General features: G+C 44.3%; 19 protein-coding genes. 7 read left to right on the top strand and 12 right to left on the bottom strand.

Going from position 1 to position 18,477, the window contains the following annotated elements; genetic code table 11:
• Positions 1-165 precede the first annotated feature (165 nt).
• The 6 genes from rnr (at position 166) to BS636_RS07580 (ending at position 7,037) form a co-directional block, all read left to right on the top strand.
• Positions 166-2,613: a ribonuclease R gene (rnr, locus tag BS636_RS07605; protein WP_099338221.1), complete on the top strand. Its 2,448-nt coding sequence runs from the start codon at positions 166-168 to the stop codon at positions 2,611-2,613.
• Positions 2,614-2,691: 78 nt separating this feature from the next.
• Positions 2,692-3,279 carry a hypothetical protein gene (locus tag BS636_RS07600; RefSeq protein WP_099338220.1) on the top strand — a complete coding sequence of 196 codons (588 nt, stop codon included), beginning with the start codon at positions 2,692-2,694 and terminating at the stop codon, positions 3,277-3,279.
• A gap of 74 nt (positions 3,280-3,353) precedes the next feature.
• On the top strand, positions 3,354-5,393 hold the full coding sequence (locus tag BS636_RS07595; protein ID WP_099338219.1) for a M3 family metallopeptidase: 2,040 nt from the start codon (positions 3,354-3,356) through the stop codon (positions 5,391-5,393).
• A gap of 40 nt (positions 5,394-5,433) precedes the next feature.
• The gene (locus tag BS636_RS07590) at positions 5,434-5,634 is read left to right on the top strand and encodes a YheV family putative zinc ribbon protein (protein ID WP_171266075.1); all 201 of its coding nucleotides are present in this window, start codon (positions 5,434-5,436) and stop codon (positions 5,632-5,634) included.
• A 28-nt stretch (positions 5,635-5,662) separates the two neighbouring features.
• Complete coding sequence (locus BS636_RS07585) at positions 5,663-6,094, top strand: hypothetical protein (RefSeq protein WP_099338217.1); 432 nt, start codon at positions 5,663-5,665, stop codon at positions 6,092-6,094.
• Between the two features lie 55 nt (positions 6,095-6,149).
• Entirely contained in the window at positions 6,150-7,037 is an 888-nt protein-coding gene (locus tag BS636_RS07580) for a DMT family transporter (RefSeq protein ID WP_099338216.1), read from the top strand.
• Between the two features lie 48 nt (positions 7,038-7,085).
• Here the strand turns inward: BS636_RS07580 and BS636_RS07575 are convergent, their stop codons facing one another.
• The 5 genes from BS636_RS07575 to BS636_RS07555 form a co-directional block, all read right to left on the bottom strand.
• Entirely contained in the window at positions 7,086-9,281 is a 2,196-nt protein-coding gene (locus BS636_RS07575) for a TRAP transporter large permease subunit (protein WP_099338215.1), read from the bottom strand.
• A 176-nt stretch (positions 9,282-9,457) separates the two neighbouring features.
• Positions 9,458-10,036 carry a rhombosortase gene (gene rrtA / locus BS636_RS07570; RefSeq protein ID WP_099338214.1) on the bottom strand — a complete coding sequence of 193 codons (579 nt, stop codon included), beginning with the start codon at positions 10,034-10,036 and terminating at the stop codon, positions 9,458-9,460.
• A gap of 61 nt (positions 10,037-10,097) precedes the next feature.
• Positions 10,098-11,138, bottom strand: coding sequence for a hypothetical protein (locus BS636_RS07565; protein WP_099338213.1), 1,041 nt, complete (start codon positions 11,136-11,138; stop codon positions 10,098-10,100).
• A gap of 532 nt (positions 11,139-11,670) precedes the next feature.
• The gene (locus BS636_RS07560) at positions 11,671-12,057 is read right to left on the bottom strand and encodes a hypothetical protein (protein WP_099338212.1); all 387 of its coding nucleotides are present in this window, start codon (positions 12,055-12,057) and stop codon (positions 11,671-11,673) included.
• On the bottom strand, positions 12,050-12,307 hold the full coding sequence (locus BS636_RS07555; protein ID WP_099339625.1) for a succinate dehydrogenase assembly factor 2: 258 nt from the start codon (positions 12,305-12,307) through the stop codon (positions 12,050-12,052). Before BS636_RS07555 ends, BS636_RS07560 begins: the two co-directional genes overlap by 8 nt.
• 176 nt (positions 12,308-12,483) lie before the next feature.
• Here BS636_RS07555 and BS636_RS07550 point away from each other — a divergent pair, with 176 nt between their 5' ends.
• Positions 12,484-13,656 (top strand): acyl-CoA dehydrogenase family protein, encoded by a 1,173-nt coding sequence (locus BS636_RS07550; RefSeq protein ID WP_099338211.1) that lies wholly within the window; start codon positions 12,484-12,486, stop codon positions 13,654-13,656.
• 61 nt (positions 13,657-13,717) lie between these two features.
• On the opposite strand, the gene BS636_RS07545 is transcribed toward BS636_RS07550, so the two are convergent.
• The 7 genes from BS636_RS07545 to rpmJ all read right to left on the bottom strand — a co-directional run bounded on the left by BS636_RS07545 (position 13,718) and on the right by rpmJ (position 18,474).
• Positions 13,718-15,223, bottom strand: coding sequence for a flavin-containing monooxygenase (locus BS636_RS07545; protein ID WP_099338210.1), 1,506 nt, complete (start codon positions 15,221-15,223; stop codon positions 13,718-13,720).
• A 217-nt stretch (positions 15,224-15,440) separates the two neighbouring features.
• Entirely contained in the window at positions 15,441-15,806 is a 366-nt protein-coding gene (gene rplQ / locus BS636_RS07540; protein WP_004786886.1) for a 50S ribosomal protein L17, read from the bottom strand.
• Between the two features lie 18 nt (positions 15,807-15,824).
• On the bottom strand, positions 15,825-16,832 hold the full coding sequence (locus tag BS636_RS07535; RefSeq protein WP_004809777.1) for a DNA-directed RNA polymerase subunit alpha: 1,008 nt from the start codon (positions 16,830-16,832) through the stop codon (positions 15,825-15,827).
• Between the two features lie 16 nt (positions 16,833-16,848).
• Positions 16,849-17,475, bottom strand: coding sequence for a 30S ribosomal protein S4 (gene rpsD, locus BS636_RS07530; RefSeq protein ID WP_004809780.1), 627 nt, complete (start codon positions 17,473-17,475; stop codon positions 16,849-16,851).
• Between the two features lie 12 nt (positions 17,476-17,487).
• Complete coding sequence (gene rpsK / locus BS636_RS07525) at positions 17,488-17,874, bottom strand: 30S ribosomal protein S11 (RefSeq protein ID WP_001040166.1); 387 nt, start codon at positions 17,872-17,874, stop codon at positions 17,488-17,490.
• A 19-nt stretch (positions 17,875-17,893) separates the two neighbouring features.
• Positions 17,894-18,250, bottom strand: coding sequence for a 30S ribosomal protein S13 (rpsM, locus tag BS636_RS07520; RefSeq protein ID WP_004281492.1), 357 nt, complete (start codon positions 18,248-18,250; stop codon positions 17,894-17,896).
• A gap of 107 nt (positions 18,251-18,357) precedes the next feature.
• Entirely contained in the window at positions 18,358-18,474 is a 117-nt protein-coding gene (gene rpmJ / locus BS636_RS07515; protein WP_000867907.1) for a 50S ribosomal protein L36, read from the bottom strand.
• Positions 18,475-18,477: the final 3 nt, after the last annotated feature.

The raw sequence follows: 18,477 nt of genomic DNA, 5'->3' as shown, positions 1-18,477 counted from the left end.
TTTACCTATTTTTATACACTTATTGCGCGAAAAAGCTCCGCTTTATATCCAGTAGTCGAAAATCAGCCGAAAAACGGAAACTTAAACAGATTATTGCAATCATTTACGTGCAGTCTGAGCGTACATGTCTTATGCTAATCCCATCTCCTAGGAAAATTTAAAGACATGATGAAAAATTGGGTCGATCCTGAAGCAAAAGCTGAAGCTGAACGTTATGACAACCCTATCCCAAGCCGTACACTGATTTTAGAAACTATTGAAAAGAATAATGCCCAGTCGCATGCCGACCTGGTCGAACATTTCGAAATTGCAGATCAAAAAAGTATTGATGCCCTGAGCCACCGCCTGATTGCCATGGTGCGTGATGGTCAGTTAATGAAAGATGGTTATAAATTCCAGATTGCCACAGAGCAACCAGAATATGAAGCCACGGTGTATATCAATTCTAAAGGCATGGGCACTGCCAATATTTCTGGACAGGATGACCTGTTACTTCCAGAACGTGAATTACGTCAGGTCTTTAATGGTGACCGCGTTAAAGTCCGTCAAACTTCAGTCGACCGCAAAGGCAAAGCTTGGGGCTTTATTACTGAAGTCGTGCAGCATCGCGTCAAACAGATTATTGGTAAATTGTGTGAATATGAAGGCGAATATTTCGTACAACCAGCCAGCCCGAATGCACATCAACCAATCACCCTAGAAAAAGAACTGATTGAACATGCCAAAGTAAAAGTTGGCGACTCCATTCGTGTCGCGATTGATACCTATCCAACCAAAGAAGAATTTGCGACTGCGCATATTATCCAGTCAATGGCTGATAAAGCAGATACAGAAATTATTATTCCACAAACGATTTTAGAATATGGCCTGCCGTACGAGTTCCCTGCTGAAGTCGTTAAAGAAGCTGAAAGCTTTAAAGAACCAAGTGCTAAAGACCGCGAAGGCCGTATCGACCTGCGTGATCTGGCGTTAGTGACTATTGATGGTGAAGATGCCCGCGATTTTGATGATGCTGTTTATGCAGAGAAACGTCCGGGTGGCGGTTACCGTGTCGTTGTCGCCATTGCTGATGTGAGCCACTATGTCCGTGTCGGTAAACCATTGGATGATGAAGCTCAGGAACGTGGTACTTCGGTGTACTTCCCGCATTATGTCTTGCCAATGCTGCCTGAAGCCCTATCCAATGGCCTATGTTCTTTAAATCCAAACGTTGATCGTTTATGTATGGTCTGTGATTTAAAACTATCACGCGCTGGCCGGGTGACCAGTTTTGAATTCTACCCTTCTGTGATGCATTCGAAAGCACGTCTGACCTATGATCAGGTGGCCAAGTATTTTGATGGTGATAGTGCAGCGATTACTGAAGATCGTGAGGTACGTAAATCACTGAACACCCTATTCCAGCTATATCAGGTATTAAAAGAATTACGTGCAGATCGTCATGCAATGGAATTCGAAACTATTGAAACCTATATGACTTTCGATGAGCTGGGCGGTATTAAAGAAATTCTGCCACGCACCCGTAATGATGCACACAAACTGATTGAAGAATGCATGTTGCTTGCTAACGTGGCCGCTGCGGAATATGCACTAAAAAATGAAATTCCAATGCTGTACCGTGTGCATCAGCCACCAGAATTTTCTCGCATCCAGAAAGTACGTGACTTTGTGAAGTTGCTCGGCCTGAAATTCCCGGAACAGCCAACACAAAAAGATTATCAGGAAGTTATTGAAGCGACCAAAGACCGGATCGATGCACCAAGTATTCATGCGGTATTGTTACGCTCAATGATGCAGGCCTACTACGGCGCGAAGAATGATGGCCACTTTGGCCTGGCATATGATGCTTATACGCATTTCACTTCGCCAATCCGTCGTTACCCTGACCTGTTGTTACACCGGGCGATCAAAGCACAGTTGGCGCAAAAACCATATCCTATTTCAGGTGCATCACTGGATGATGCCGGTGAGCATTTCTCTGCAACTGAACGTCGTGCCGATGAAGCTTCACGTTCTGTAACCACCTGGTTGAAATGTCACTATATGCAGCAGCATCTGGGTGAAGAGTTTGTTGGTATTATCAGTGCGACTGCAGAATTCGGTCTTTTTGTCACGCTGAAAGACCTTTATGTCGATGGCATGATCCATGTCAGCCAGCTCGGCGATGACTTCTTTGTCTTTGATCAAAGCAGCCAAAGTCTGGTCGGTCAGAACCGTGGTCAGATCTTCGGTCTGGGTGATGAAGTGAAAATTAAAGTTGCCGGTGTGAATCTGGAAGAACGTAAGATTGACTTCGAACTGGTACAACAGCTCACTCATGCTGGCCGTCAAATCCGTGCCCGTGCACCACGTGTCGCAGAGAAAAAGCCTTTAGTCCGTCCAGAAGCAGCTGAACAAGTCTTTGGCAAAAATGAACGTGAGTCCAAAGCCCAGGACAGTGCTGATGGAGAACAACCCATACGACGCAAAAAAGACAAAGGAAAACCCAGTTCCTACAGCAAAAAGCCTGCTAAAAAATCTGCAGGAAAGTCTGAAGCAAAGGATAAAGGTAAAGTAAAGAAAAAAGCTAAAGTGAAAAAGAAAAAATCCAATGCAAAGCCAAAGGGTGAATAATTTTCACAGTTAAAAAAAGAGCGCTACGGCGCTCTTTTTCATTTAATATATTTCTATAAAAATAAGTCACTTAAAAAAATGAAACCCAAAAATATCTCTAAATATTATTATCATGAATATGTGCTAATCACATTTTTACTGCTAGCTATTTCAGGACTGTTTGCCATCTTTGCTTTGGATTTTACGCCAACGCTTCAGGTCAAAATAGGTGCCTTCATTGTTTCAACTCTTATTTATTTGGTTATTTTGATCTACTTTTATATTCTCTATCGGCAGGAAGAGTGGGTCATACCCCGTACATGGAAAAATGCACATAACAAACCAAAGTTCTATTTTTTATTCTTACTTCCCCTTTTTGCTATTTTGATTCTTTATCCAAATATAATGTTCTATCCACCTCTGCTTCACACCATGATTTTTGGTCAACCTACTGTTGTTACGATCAATACTACAGCTGTCAAAAAACATGGCAAAAAAGGAAGTATCTACTATTCTTTTAAAACACCTTATGACACTTCCCGTATTTTTCGCCTCAACTCAATCGAATATGAAAATTACAAAAACCAATTTCTACACATGAAGTTATCCATCATTCAAGGTCGCTTTGGCACCTATATACAAAATATCGAATCCATTCAAACGCTCAAAACAATACAGAATAAATAATATCAAAAGCTTGATTTATCCCTCGCGTACCCTTATTTCTAGAACCAACATAGGAAATAAATCGGCAGACCGACATGACTTTAGAAAAGGCAACTTTGCCTGTTCCACAATTTGATCAGATTACATTAGAAGAGCTCAAACAAAAGATTGAAAGCTGTATTACTGAAGGACAAAAATTCCTAAATGACCTCACAGAAACGCCTGATTCAGCTCAGGAACAGCTCGCTATTTTAGAACATGTCGACACACTCGAAAATAATATGAGCGAGGCTTGGGGCATCCTGTCGCATCTCAATGCCGTGAAGAACAATGCGGAAACGCGTGAAGTTTATCAAGCACTATTACCAGGTTTAAGTGAATACTATACTCAGCTCGGTCAACATACAGCATTGTATCAAACCTATCAGCATGTGCATGATGCATCGATTTTTACTGACCTTTCTGCCGCACAGCAAAGTGCGATTAAACTGGCATTGCGTGACTTTAAACTGTCTGGTGTGGCACTCGAAGGTGAAGCAAAGAAACGTTATGCAGAAATCTCGGCACGTTTGTCTCACCTATCATCAGACTTCTCTAACCATGTACTGGATGCCACTCAGGCCTACTTCAGACCATTAAATGAAGATGAGCTGGCAGGTTTATCAGCAAGCAATATTGAACTACTCAAACAATATGGCAAGCAACATGAGCTAGATCAGCCCGTTGCGACCTTAGATTTCCCGTCTTATCTAGCCATCATGACTCATTCAGAAAACCGCAGTCTGCGTGAGGAAATCTATAAGGCGTATACCACGCGTGCTTCAGATCAGTCTGACAAGTCTGAATTTGACAATACGCCAGTGATGGAAGAAATTCTGAGTCTGCGTCAGGAAATGGCAGCTTTGCTCGGCTTTAACAACTATGCCGAATATTCACTAGCTAGCAAAATGGCACCAAGTGTAGATGCGGTTGATGAATTCCTGCGAGATCTGGCTGAACATGCACGTGCACCTGCCGAAAAAGAAATTGCTGAACTGAAAGCGATTGCAGCTGAAGATGGCATTACTGAACTGCAACCATGGGACAGCAGCTATTATTCTGAAAAGCTGAAAATGCAGCAGTTCAACCTGTCACAAGAAGCATTGAAACCTTATTTCCCAACACCAAAAGTGATTCAAGGCCTGTTTAATATTGTGAACCGTCTATATGGCATTCAGGTCATCGAACGTGAAGCGCCGCTTTGGCATCCAGATGCGCATTACTTTGAACTGGAAGATCAGGGTGAAGTGGTCGGTGGTTTCTACTTTGACCTGTATGCCCGCCAAGGTAAACGTGGTGGTGCCTGGATGAGTGGTTTCCGCTCACGTATGCGTACTCACGACGGCGTACAAAAGCCAATCTGCTATATGGTCGGTAACTTTACCCCACCAGTGGGCGACAAACCTGCCCTATTGAGCCACGATGAAGTCACTACCCTATTTCATGAGTTTGGTCATGGTCTGCATCATATGCTGACTGAAGTGGACAATATCTCCGTTGCGGGTACACATGGCGTGGCTTGGGATGCAGTCGAGCTGCCAAGTCAGTTTATGGAATTCTGGGCTTGGGATCAGGATAGCCTGAACCTGCTGAGCGAGCATATTGAGACCAAAGAAGTTCTGCCAGCAGATCTGCTTAAAGCTCTGCTAGATGCCCGCTTCTTCCAGTCAGGCATGCAGACCTTACGTCAGCTCGAGTTTGCTCTGTTCGATCTGACCATTCACCGTGCCAATCCAGCGCTAAATGCCGAACAGGTTCAGGCGACGTTGAATGATATTCGCGACAAATATGCCGTGTTGCCAACAACACCGTATAACCGTTTCCAGCACAGCTTTAGTCATATTTTTGCAGGTGGTTATGCAGCCGGATACTATTCTTATAAATGGGCAGAAGTCCTGGCAAGTGATGCTTTTGACCGTTTTGAAACTGAAGGTATTTTCAATACTGACACGGGTCATGCCTTCCGCAAGAACATCCTGGCAGTCGGCGGAAAAGACACTGCACTGGATGCATTTGTGAACTTCCGTGGTCGTGAACCAAAAATTGATGCCCTACTCCGTCATCAAGGTTGGACGAATACGGTAAAAAATGCTTAAACTAGCGGTTTAAGTTAATCAACAGGTGAGTATGATGACCATCAAACGTCGTTTCATTGCAGGTGCTAAATGTCCAAAATGTCAGGCGATGGATCGGATTGTCATGCTGACCTCCGGCGAGAATGAATGGATCGAATGTATCGACTGTGGCTATGAGGAAAACCGTCCGACCCACGTTGAGCAACCTGAAGTTCCTGCTGTACCTGATGAAGTGGGTGTGATTCAATTTAAACCACGTTAAGTATAGAAAAATAAATAAGGTTGAAAATATGAGTGTGGAGCAAAGGGATAGTTCTAAACTTTTAATGGGGATTATTGGGGCTTTAGTCACTGTCGTGATTCTGGTATTTGCGTATCAGTGGTTCAGTGCATCTTCGTCACAGGAAACGCCTGAACAGGAAGTCGCAACAGTCACTCCTGTTCAAGAACCTATTGAGACTAAGGCAACTGCTAAAACTGCCCCAGCTGAAACAGAAGCAAACCGTGCTAAGCGATTGGTACAGGACGATCTGATTAAAGCACCAGTGCCTGAGAACCCTGCATTAGCCAAAGAGGAAATCTCCCGTCTGGAAGATATCCAGTCACAGCTAGATGAGCAGAAGGCGACGCTAGATGCCCAGCACAAAGATGCCGATGAGCTAATCAAACTCAAGGAAGAGCAGATCAAGCTGCTTGAAGCCCAACTTGCAGAAAAATCATAATTTTTAATCTAATAATTCGCTAGAATATTCCACAATCTTTTAGCGATGCCTTTTTATGCCCAGCGCAGCCCCATCCAATCTGATTAAAGCCATCCTTCTGCTGACCTGCTCAGCTTTGCTGTTCTCCATGATGGGTGTCTGCATTCGCTATGCCTCACATACAGCCGATAACGCGACTGTCGTGTTTTTCCGTAATGCAGTAGGCATGCTGTTATTCCTACCTTTGCTGCTGACTAAAGGTATCGGTTTCTTTAAAACTGAAAAGTTATGGATGCATGTCTGGCGTTCTGTGGTCGGTTTAATGGCAATGTATGGCTTCTTCTATGCCATTGCTCATCTCAAGCTGTCCAATGCCATGGTGTTTACCTATTCTTCCCCGATCTTTATCCCCTTCATTGCCTGGCTATTTTTAAAAGAAAAGATCACCAAAGCGATGCTACTTGCCGCAGGGATCGGTTTTATTGGGGTTCTCTGTGTAACCAAGCCAGACTCGGGACTGTTTAACATCATGTCAGTGATTGGACTTAGTGCCAGTTTCTTAGCTGCGATGGCTTTTGTGACTGTACGTGCATTGACGGATACCGAACCGCCAGAACGCATCGTATTCTATTTCTGCTTTATCGGTACTTTGGTTTCCGTGATTCCGATGTTCTGGCACTGGCGTCCCTATGAGCTGACCGAACTGATGTACTTAGTCGCAGCAGGTATTCTGGCCAATGTCAGTCAGATCTTTATGTCGAATGCCTATAAACTGGCACCCGCAGGTCAGATTGGACCAGTCAACTATGTAGCCATTATCTTTGCCGGGATTTGGGGTTATATATTCTGGAAAGAAATACCGGATGTGATGAGCCTGCTTGGGCTGGCACTGATTTTCTCAGCTATCCTACTTTGTAGTCCTCTACTGCAAAATCGCTTTAAACGAAATCACACAACATCTTAGAGGCAGCAATAAAAAAGCACCCGCAGGTGCTTTTTTAATATTCAGTTTTTAATGATACCAACCGAATAGTTTGAATACATATGGGATGTAAGCAATGATCAGCATCGCTGGCAGTAAGACAATTACTGGCAGAATCCAACGCTCATAGCGATAATAGAAGGACAAATGTCGTACTTCTGCATCCGCTTCAGCGACTTCGGCATCGCCAATCGACTGCCTGGCCAGCAGATGGTTCAGTGCCACTGGTGGTGTCACATAACCCAGCTCAAAGCCAATCAGGGTAATCATCCAGAAATGTACCGGGTGAATACCATATTGATACGCCACTGGTGCTACCGTTGCAGAAATCAGAATCACAGCACCAAATGGATCCATGATCATACCGACAAAGACCATCAAGCCGACAATCATGGTAATGACCAGAATTGTACTGTTGATATCTGTCGGGAAGGCTTCCATGATTTCCAGACGTTCCAACAAACCACCCACGCTGACAGACAAGGCCATCAGAATCACCAATGCCCCGATATGCCCTACCGTTTCACTGGTCGAGATATGCATGGACTTCCAGAAACCAAACTGACGTAGGGATGAACCCGGTGCTGGTTCAGGCTGTGCTGCCGCACCGCTAATCCCATTCAAATTGACATTCAGGCTTTCATCCCAATGCCCCACTGGTGGTATTGGTGCAGGCTGATGACGTAGTTTGTCATATAGCACAATCATCAGCAGAATTACTGGCATCATGACTGGTGCAGTAAACTCGTTCAAATTGGTCGATAGCGCATATTTATAGAATGCCCAGATCAGCACAAAAATCACGATATATGGAATCACCGCTAAGAATGCACGACCGGACTGCGGTGCTGCTACGCCTGCTGGTGCAATACGGAACTTGCTTTCAGCAAAGAATAACGAAATCACTAGGAACAGGGTTGAACTGAGCAGGAAGGTATATACACCGTATTGGTATAGCATATCTGTGGTGACTTCCTTATTCAAAGATGCCACCACGACAATCAACAGACAAGGACGTAATACCACACCTAGCGAACCTGACATAGCAGTCGCCGCCAAAGCAAACTGGCGACGTCCACCCGCATTCCAGACTTCCTTATAGATAATGGCACCCGCGGCAATCACAAAGATCCCCGATGCACCGGTATAAGCAGTTGGTAATGCAGCAGCTAACAGGATTAACCAGGTTAGGGTTTCTGGTGCCAGATTCCATGGACGTAGAATGTTCAGGAACATGTCCACGACACGGGTCTGTTTCAATAACATACCTGCCCAGATAAACAGCGCCAAGTTCAGGAAGATACTGGAGAACTCTACCAGCTGCCCGAGATAAATCCCCTGCCCCATTGGATAATCCATGAAGAAGGTAAAATTAATCCCGGTACTGATCGCCATATAGGCATACAGTGGCACACTCAGGAAAGCCAGGCCAAAACTGCCGCCTTCACGGGTAGGTTTCGGTAGCTTAACTACTTGGAACAAGCTGATCAGGGTCAAAGTGCCAAACAGGATCATCCATAGCCAGTAGATATATTTCATCTCGCCCATGGCCACACCAGAATTCAACACTGACTGATACTGGCTATAGGATGAGAATGCCAGGAATGCATTACCTGCCAGCATGGCAAGGGTATAGACCCGGAAATCAATCTTGGTGGCTGGGCTGCGCAGGCCGATATGATGGGTTTTCAAGGTTGCACTAATGGCAGCGAATACCACCATGAGCACCAGCAGCAGCGCTCGGTTTTCTACTCCAAACTTGAACAGACCAAAGAAACTGGTTTCAAAGGTGCGGTAGGCACGAATACTTGGATTCGCTTCAATATGTTTGATAGCCTTGTCATAGAAAGCATGTGACTCTTCACAGACCTGCTGTGCCTGCATGATCGCTGCGCGGATATCAGCGTCAGAGCGTACCCCGAAAATATCAGCAAATTCATCGGCCGCATCCGCTTGTCTCTGTTCCCGAATTCGGCTATCGACGTCAATATTACGTTCACAGGTCGGAGCTTTCGGTTCTGCACGTAAGAATGAATACTGCATCCCTGTGGCTGGATCACCATACAGGCGTTCACCCATGCGCAGTAATTGCCCATGGATCATTTCACCAGTACCAATGACAAGGGTCAGCAGCAGCAAGACCAGCACGACAAATGTCGAGATCCACTCTGTCCAGATATAACGCAACAGACCTAATCCTGATCTGTTTTCAGCATCATTTTGCATGTGTATTCCTATTGTTATTTTCTGGGAATGTCCACCATAACCGGCTTCCCTTTCCCTTTGTCTTGTAAGTCCGTTTTACAGACCAATCTGATTATTATGCTTCTGACTCTGCACCAGACTGTGCAAAATGAAAATGACAATTTGCATTTTCTTTTTCGTTATTTATGCCAATTACATCATTGATCAAGTAAATAGTTGCCCACGATATAGACATTTGCCACCACAATCCCCCAGATCACCCCCAGTAAATGTGCTTCGACCAGTACCGGACTGCCAATCAATTGTGCTGTGCCTTCACTGCCCATGGTATTTTCCCAAACCAGCTTGGCAAAAATCAGGAACAGTACCAAAGCTGCAAAATTGCGCTCTCTCTTATATAGCAGATGTACACAGGCCACAGCAGCATAAGCACCATGCAAGACACCAGACAGTCCTGCATAGGCCTCAATATCGGGCAGGAAATAATAGAAACTGAGACTGATCAGTGGAGGCAGAACCAGCAAAATACTGATGAAATTCCACACCGAAGCACGTGGAAAAATAAAGGGCAAGCAGATAAAGGCCAGCATATTCAGGAAATAATGCGTCCAGCCGACATGCACCCAATGTGCTGTCCACCAGCGCCAGGGCTCAGTCATCAGACTGTCTTGCCAAAAAATAAAACTATCCTTGAAAATCTGCAGCCACGCGCAGAAAACAACAAAGACTGCCAGAAAGATAATCTTGTTGCGAAGATAGTGATCATGCATCTGCATCGCTTAGTCCCTTAGCGTCTTGTCAATTCAGATCCATCTCAAGTGTACGGATCAGACTGGATCAGGAATCAGTATTAAACAGGTCATCAAGATCGGATGCAGTATCATTTTCATCCCAGAAACGCTGCATGCCATCGTCCGCACTACGTACGCCGGTATGTTCAGTCCAGTAACGGTCTGCAATACCACCCACCATAATTGAAGCCATACTATCGATCAGCTTGAATTGCGGATTCACCGGTTTTTCATCAGAACGCGCCTGAGCAAAGGTCTTCAATGCATCACGCATCTTGGCATCATCACCTGAAGCCTGAGCAGCTACGGCGTAAAGAGCATGGGATAGACGCACACCTTTCTGTTCACCAATCTGAGTGGACTGTTTCAAGGTCTGATATGGGTCTGGCTTACCCTCACCCGCGCCTGGCAATAAAGTCCAGATCACTGCACGGGTCGCCATTGGCGCACCCCAGAATTTTTCATTGTTTAGGCAAGTCATACCGCGTTCTACCACCGCAGCGATATCTTTCGGTACCTGCACTGCACCACCCGAGTTAATATCGTTGGTCATCGCCTGTAGGCCACTGAGCATGCCTAGCAGATAGACGGTCTGTTCTGTATCACCTTTCAAGGTTGGGCAACTCTCACCCAGCGCTACACTATATTTTTTCTCATAACGTTTCTGGAACATCTGATAGCCAGTATATTGTCGCTGTGCAGCCAGTGCCGCCCAACGTTTCTGTTCTACACGAGCATCCTGTGCCTCAGTGACCTGATTGGCTTTAGACGCACGCATATAACGTAGTTCAGCATCCAGTGCTTTCTGCTCTGCACAAATCCCTGCTGCAGAATACATCAGCACTGCAACACGCGTCGGATCCGCACCCATGTCCTTGGTTGACATAATGGCTGGGGTCAAAGCGTTACCTGAATGACAGACCATTTCTGCATCGTCCATAGCCAGAATCGGTGGCACAATATGTTTTTCAGTGAAACCCAGCGCTACATTGGCACCAGTTTTAACCACCTGTGAGCAACCTGTTAAAGCCGTTGTTGTTATTACTATGGCCGCCATACCCTGGCATATTTGTTGGACTTTTGACATTTTCCTGTCCTCTATAATTGTGATTATGTCCATGCTGCTAAACATAGCAGATGAAATATATGAATTAAAGAGTATTTACTCTAAATTAGATGAGTCACTTTGCCATTAATTGCGGGCGCTGCAATTGACTTGATAGAAAGAAATACTAAATTTTGGGCAAAAAAAAGTAGCATTGCGACGGTTCAGCACATGCTACTTATTAACTGAGAAAGCTTTAAATTAAATTTTTAGCTTAATGTGGTTGAGTTGAAATTCGTTCCTTAACAATTGTTCCGAGTCTTCCAATGACCAGTGCCAGAATTACCGCGACGACTAGAAATATCCACGTTGGAAACTCCATATTAATCTCCTCTGTTGACTTCGGTGAGTTAAATGTACCCGTTTAAAATAAAAGCAGCTGAGAAAATTGTCAGACAATTCAAACATTTTCGAATAAATTAAGTGAATTGTCCGACAAAATCTCATTTTATAAAGATAAGATTTTGAAAAATATATAATTATGATCTTTATAAAAATACCGATTGTCTGGCAATCAGATCATTTTCGTGAGGACTTTCAGTGACTTCCATTGTTGTGTTGGCAACTGGTCACACCAGATCAGCAGTGGCGGTACTTTGGCATGCTGGAAATACACCACCAGATAAGCTTGATGATCAATCACATGACTGATCTGAGCACGCTGCGTGCGCTGATCATGATGGGTAATAGTCCATTCCCGACCATCCAGATATTCAAACTGGGCAATCTGGGGACGCTTGCGATAAAACAGATGATAGATGATCAGTCCTGCAACCAGACAAATCCCCCATAGCCATAGGGGCAATAACTGATACATCACAAACATTAATACAGCAAAAATAAAAAACTGAAACGCAAGTGCAAGCAGGCTACGTTTCAGCTGATAACAACGATTATCCATGAACGTAATGTTTAAGCTTATTAATAAACTCACGTAATTCAGGACGTGGCGGCTCAGAAACTTCCATAAACCAGTCCAGCAGGTCCGGGTCTTCCTGCGCTACCAGCTCAGCAAACATTTCTTTTTCAAATGGTTCTGCTGTCAAATAGTAGTTTTTGACATAGGGATCAAAATACACATCTATCTCTTTGAGACCACGACGTGCGCGGTAAATCACTTTACGCTCTTCCAGGCTGATGTCTTCAGTCATCATATTTCCCCAACGTGTTAAAAACATGAGTAGTTTACCTAAGCCCCAAGTAATTTTCGAGGGAATTGGCGGAAAGCATCAGTATTATCTGTATTTTGTACATTTCGCACATTGTCCACAGCTATACCCTGCCCGTATGTTCAGAAGACTAATAATCAGAACAAGGAATCTTGGTCATGCAATCTGCTGCGATTCGGCCGCTGCCGCATCTATTACCACGTACTCTGTTTAATGCTGAGCATGATGCTTTCCGCGAGACTGTGCGCAAATTCTATGAGAAGGAAGTGATTCCACATACCGAACGCTTCGAACAGCAACAGCATGTTGATCGTGAGCTGTGGAAGAAGGCCGGAGCATTAGGTCTGCTCTGCCCGACCTTAGCAGAACAATATGGCGGTTCAGGTGTAGATCGGCTTTATAGCATGATCCTGATTGAAGAACAGGCCTATGCCGGTGACTCGGCGACTGGTTTTTCCCTGCACTCCGATATTGTGGCGAATTATATTCTGAACTTTGGCAATGAAGTCCAGAAACAGCAATGGTTACCGAAAATGGCCAGCGGAGAAGTCATCACTGCGATTGCAATGACCGAACCTGGTACAGGATCAGACCTACAGGCTATCCGTACCAGCGCAGCTCTAGAAGGTGATGACTATGTGATTAATGGTTCAAAGATTTTTATTACCAATGGCTATCTTTGTGATATGGCAATTGTGGTCTGTAAAACTGGTGATAGTGATAAAGGCTCGGCCAATCTGTCATTGATCATAGTCGAAGCAGATCGGGACGGTTTTGGTAAAGGTAAACCGCTCAATAAAATCGGCATGAAAGGTCAAGATACCTGTGAACTGTTCTTTGACAACGTGCGGGTGCCTAAAGAAAACCTGCTCGGCATGCCCGGTATGGGCTTTATGATGCTGATGAAAGAACTGGCCTGGGAACGCTTGATTGTGGCGATGATCTGTCAGGCCGGCGCAGAAGCTGCTTTTGCCCATACGGTGAAATACACCAAGGAACGGCAGGCTTTTGGCAAACCCATCTCTGCCTTTCAAAATACCCGATTTAAGCTGGCTGAAATGCGTACTGAAATTGAAATCTGCCGGGCTTATCTGGACCGCTGCATGCAACAGGAATTACAGCAACAGCTTGGGGTTGATGCAGCTGCCGCCGCCAAATACAAAATTTCAGAAATGTTCAGTAACGTGGTCGATGAATGTCTGCAACTCCATGGCGGGTATGGCTATATGCTGGAATATCCAATAGCACGAGCCTACATAGATCATCGTGCCAATCGAATCTATGCCGGTACCAATGAAATTATGAAAGAACTGATCTCACGCTCAATTTAATTCAAATATAAACGCAAATTAAAAAGGAGCACTGAAATGCTCCTTATAATATATTCAAATTTTAAGATACTAGACGAGGTTTAACCTTCTTGCCGAGCGTCTTTCCCTGCTCAGCCTTCGCCTTAAACTGCAGAATATCATCATCAAAGGCTGCATTCTTAAGATCTTTACGGTCTGCGAGGTAATTATTGCTAACACGCCATACCCCATGCTTACCCTGTTTCGGCATCACGTCAGCAGCACGGGCAATATAACCTGAGCTCAGGCTGCCCATTACAGTATCCTCAAGTAATTCTGCAGCATTACCTTCCGGCAGTACTTCATCAAAGCCTTTTTTGTCCATATAATTGAGTAGACGGCAGATATATTCAGCGGCAATGTCTACTTTCAGCGTCCAGGATGCATTGATATAGCCAATAATCAGCGCCATATTCGGGATATCACTGACCATCATACCGCGATACAGCATATGTTTAGAGGTATCGATTGGCTTGCCATCGATAGATGCCTGAATGCCACCAAGGATTTGAATATTCAGTCCGGTTGCAGAAATAATGATATCTGCATCTAGATGTTTTCCTGATTTAAGCTGAATACCATTTTCAGTAAATTTCTCGATATGATCCGTTTCAACAGAAGCTTTACCTGAACGCAGAATCTTGAACAAATCTCCATCCGGCACTACACATAAACGCTGATCCCAAGGCTCATAATCCGGAGTAAAGTGTTTCATATCCACCTTACCCTTGAGCTGGAATTTCACCGCATTCAGCAGCAGTTTCTTAAGCAATTTTGGCTGTTTCTGTGCCAGTGCATAAATCCCACGTTGCATACCAATATTTCGCGCACGCGTAATCTTGTAAGCCACATCCTCAGGCAGATACTTACGCATCTTGTCATAGACCATATCAATCGATGGCACAGAAGCAATATAGGTCGGAGAACGCTGCAACATGGTCACATGCGCTGCCCCGCCTTTAACCATGGCTGGAACAAGAGTAATCGCAGTTGCGCCACTGCCAATGATTACCACTTTTTTACCGCTATAGTCGAAGTTCTCAGGCCAATGCTGCGGATGAATAAATGTACCTTTAAATGCATCCTGATTCGAAAATTCTGGCTGGAAGCCTTGATCGTAATTGTAATAACCAGTGCATCCCAGAACAAAATTCGCTACCCAAATTTCAGTCTGACCTTGAGCATTTTCGATTTTTACTGACCATTTATGAGTATGCGTATCATAATTGGCATTTAATACACGGTGCTGATAGTGGATTTTGGATTCCAGTTTGAATTCATCTACGACTTCAGATAGATAATTTTTAATTGATGCGCCATCAGCCAATACACTGGCTTTTTTCCAAGGCTTAAAATTAAAGCCAAAAGTTGACATATCCGAATCAGAACGGATACCAGGATATTTAAATAAGTCCCAGGTACCGCCTACACTTTCGCGACGCTCAATAATCTCGAATGAACGTTTCGGACAATTTTTAGAGAGATGAGCTGCCAGTCCAATTCCCGAGATGCCTGCACCCACAATTAAGATATCAACTTGTTTTTCCATGTTCTTCTTTTGACCTATGTTTATCATTTATTTTATTAAAACATAAAACTGACAATACTCCATGTCAAGTTTGTATAATTGCCCTACTTTTTTTATCTTTTTGGGACAAATTGTTAGTCTGTCCGACAATTGGTCTATTTAGAAAAATTACAGACATTAAAAAAGGCCGGTTTATTCAACCGACCTTTCCTAACAACGTTTGCTGCTCTTCACGAAATTAGTTAACTTCGCGATCTACTAGCTCAACGTAAGCCATCGGTGCAGCATCACCTGCACGGAAGCCCGCTTTAAGAACACGTAGATAACCGCCGTTACGCTCTTTGTAACGAGGGCCAAGAACGGTAAATAATTTACCAACAGTTGCAGCTGAACGAGTACGAGCAAACGCCAAACGACGGTTTGCTACTGTATCGACTTTAGCTAAAGTGATTAAAGGCTCAGCAACACGACGTAATTCTTTTGCTTTAGGCACGGTTGTTTTGATCAACTCGTGCTCAAACAAAGAGTTAGCCATGTTTTGGAACATCGCTTTACGATGACTGCTTGTACGGCCTAATTTCACACCACTATTACGATGACGCATGGTGATAGTCCTACTTAATTAACGGCTACGATAGGCGAAACGATCGTCCATACGGAGACTAGCTGGTGGCCAGTTCTCTAAACGCATGCCGAGTTGTAAGCCTTTGGAAGCCAGAACATCTTTGATCTCAGTAAGCGATTTTTTACCCAAGTTAGGAGTTTTAAGCAACTCAACTTCAGTACGCTGTACAAGATCACCAATGTAGTAAATGTTTTCTGCTTTCAAACAGTTAGCAGAACGAACAGTTAGCTCTAGATCATCTACTGGACGAAGCAAAATCGGATCAACTTCTTCACGAGGCTCTTGAGCAACAGGAGCTTGATCTTTCTGAAGGTCAACAAAGATTGCAATTTGTTGTTGCAAGATTGTTGCCGCTTTGCGGATTGCTTCTTCAGGATCAACTGTACCGTTGGTTTCAAGATCAATGATCAGTTTATCAAGGTCAGTACGTTGTTCTACACGAGCATTTTCAACTGTGTAAGACACACGTTTGATCGGGCTGTAAGAAGCATCTAACTGTAAACGACCCACTGGGCGAGTCTCGCCTTCTGGGAAACGTGAGTCAGAAGTCTCGTAGCCACGGCCTTGAGCCACTTTCAGGCGCATCTTAAGATTGCCTGAAGCACTTAATGTGCCGATCAAGTGTTCAGGGTTAACCACTTCAACATTATGAGGTAAACGAAGGTCAGCCGCAGTTACGTCGCCTGGACCTTGTTTTTCTAATGTTAAATAAGCTTCATTTTGATCGAACAGCTTAATAGACAATCCTTTTAGGTTCAGCAAGAGCTCGACGATGTCCTGCTGCAAGCCTTCCAAAGTACTGTACTCGTGCTCAACACCCTCAATTTCAACTTCTACCACAGCAGCGCCAGGCAAAGAAGAAAGAAGGATGCGACGTAAAGCATTGCCCAGAGTATGACCAAAGCCACGCTCTAAGGGTTCTAGAATAACTTTTGCCGAGGTCCCGCTTGCCGCTTCGACCTTGATCGCTTGCGGAGTTAGAAACTCATTTGCAGTACGCGTCATATTGCTACCTCAAGGATTATTTAGAATACAATTCTACAATCAAGCTTTCGTTGATTTCAGCAGGTAAATCAGAACGATCCGGTGCAGCTTTGAACGTACCTTCTAGTTTAGAATGATCTACTTCCATCCAAGAAGGAATGCCACGTTGAGCAGCTAATTCAATTGCGTTTTTGATACGTAATTGTTGTTTAGCGCCTTCGTGAACTGCAATCACGTCACCAGCTTTAACTTGGATAGACGCGATGTTAACGCGACGGCCATTTAAAGTGATTGAGCGGTGAGATACTAACTGACGAGCTTCAGCACGTGTAGAACCAAAACCCATGCGATAAACAACGTTATCAAGACGGCTTTCAAGTAACTTTAACAAGTTCTCGCCAGTTGCGCCTTTAACACGAGCTGCTTCTTTGTAGTAGTTACTAAATTGACGCTCTAAAACACCGTACATGCGACGTACTTTTTGTTTTTCACGTAATTGTAGTGAGTACTCAGATTGTTTGCTGCCACGCGCACCACCATGTTGGCCAGGCGCTTTAGCATGTTTTTTAGTCTTAACGTCAAATGGTTTAACGCCAGATTTTAATTGCAGGTCTGTCCCTTCGCGGCGAGAGAGTTTGCATTTTGGACCAATATAACGAGCCATGAATGATTCTCCTTAGACGCGACGTTTTTTAGGTGGACGGCAACCGTTGTGAGGAATTGGAGTCACATCGGTAATGCTATTAATTTTATAACCCACTGCACCTAAAGCACGAACCGCAGATTCACGACCTGGACCAGGACCTTTAACAAGGACATCCAAGTTTTTCAAACCGTAATCCAAAGCAGCTTTACCAGCAACTTCAGCAGCTACCTGAGCAGCAAACGGAGTTGATTTACGTGATCCACGGAAGCCTTGTCCACCTGAAGTGGCCCAAGCCAGTGCATTACCTTGACGATCGGTAATAGTCACAATGGTGTTATTAAAAGAAGCGTGAATGTGTGCAACACCTTCAGAGACGGTACGAGTGACCTTCTTGCGTGTGCGAGTATCTTTAGCCATCTTTTAGCTTCCAGAAATCTTATTTCTTAATTGGTTTGCGCGGACCTTTACGGGTACGTGCGTTAGTTTTGGTGCGTTGACCGCGGACAGGCAAGCTGCGACGATGACGAAGACCGCGGTAGCAGCCTAAATCCATTAAACGTTTGATGTTCATGGAAATTTCGCGACGTAAATCACCTTCGGTCGGAACCTTAGCAACTTCTGCACGAATCGCATCAAGCTGAGCGTCATCTAATTCACGAATCTTAGTAGTCGGAGCGATACCTGCAGCAGCTAAGATAGCTTTTGAAGTATGGCGACCAATACCAAAGATATACGTTAGAGAGATAACAGCATGCTTGTTATCCGGAATGTTTACACCGGCAATACGAGCCATTCAATTTTCTCCAAAAAGGCAGCTGAGATAATCAACCGCCCCACAAAAATCTTGAGGGGCGGATAATAACCCAATTCGCCTACTGAAATCAACAGGTCTTGATCAGATTAACCTTGACGCTGCTTATGACGAGGTTCTGCGCTACAAATTACGCGGATAACCCCATTACGACGGATAACTTTACAGCTACCACAAATTTTCTTTACAGAAGCTTGTACTTTCATGAT

The sequence above is a fragment of the Acinetobacter sp. LoGeW2-3 genome (assembly GCF_002688565.1).
GTDB lineage: Bacteria > Pseudomonadota > Gammaproteobacteria > Pseudomonadales > Moraxellaceae > Acinetobacter.
This window is presented reverse-complemented; position numbering and strand designations above follow the sequence as displayed.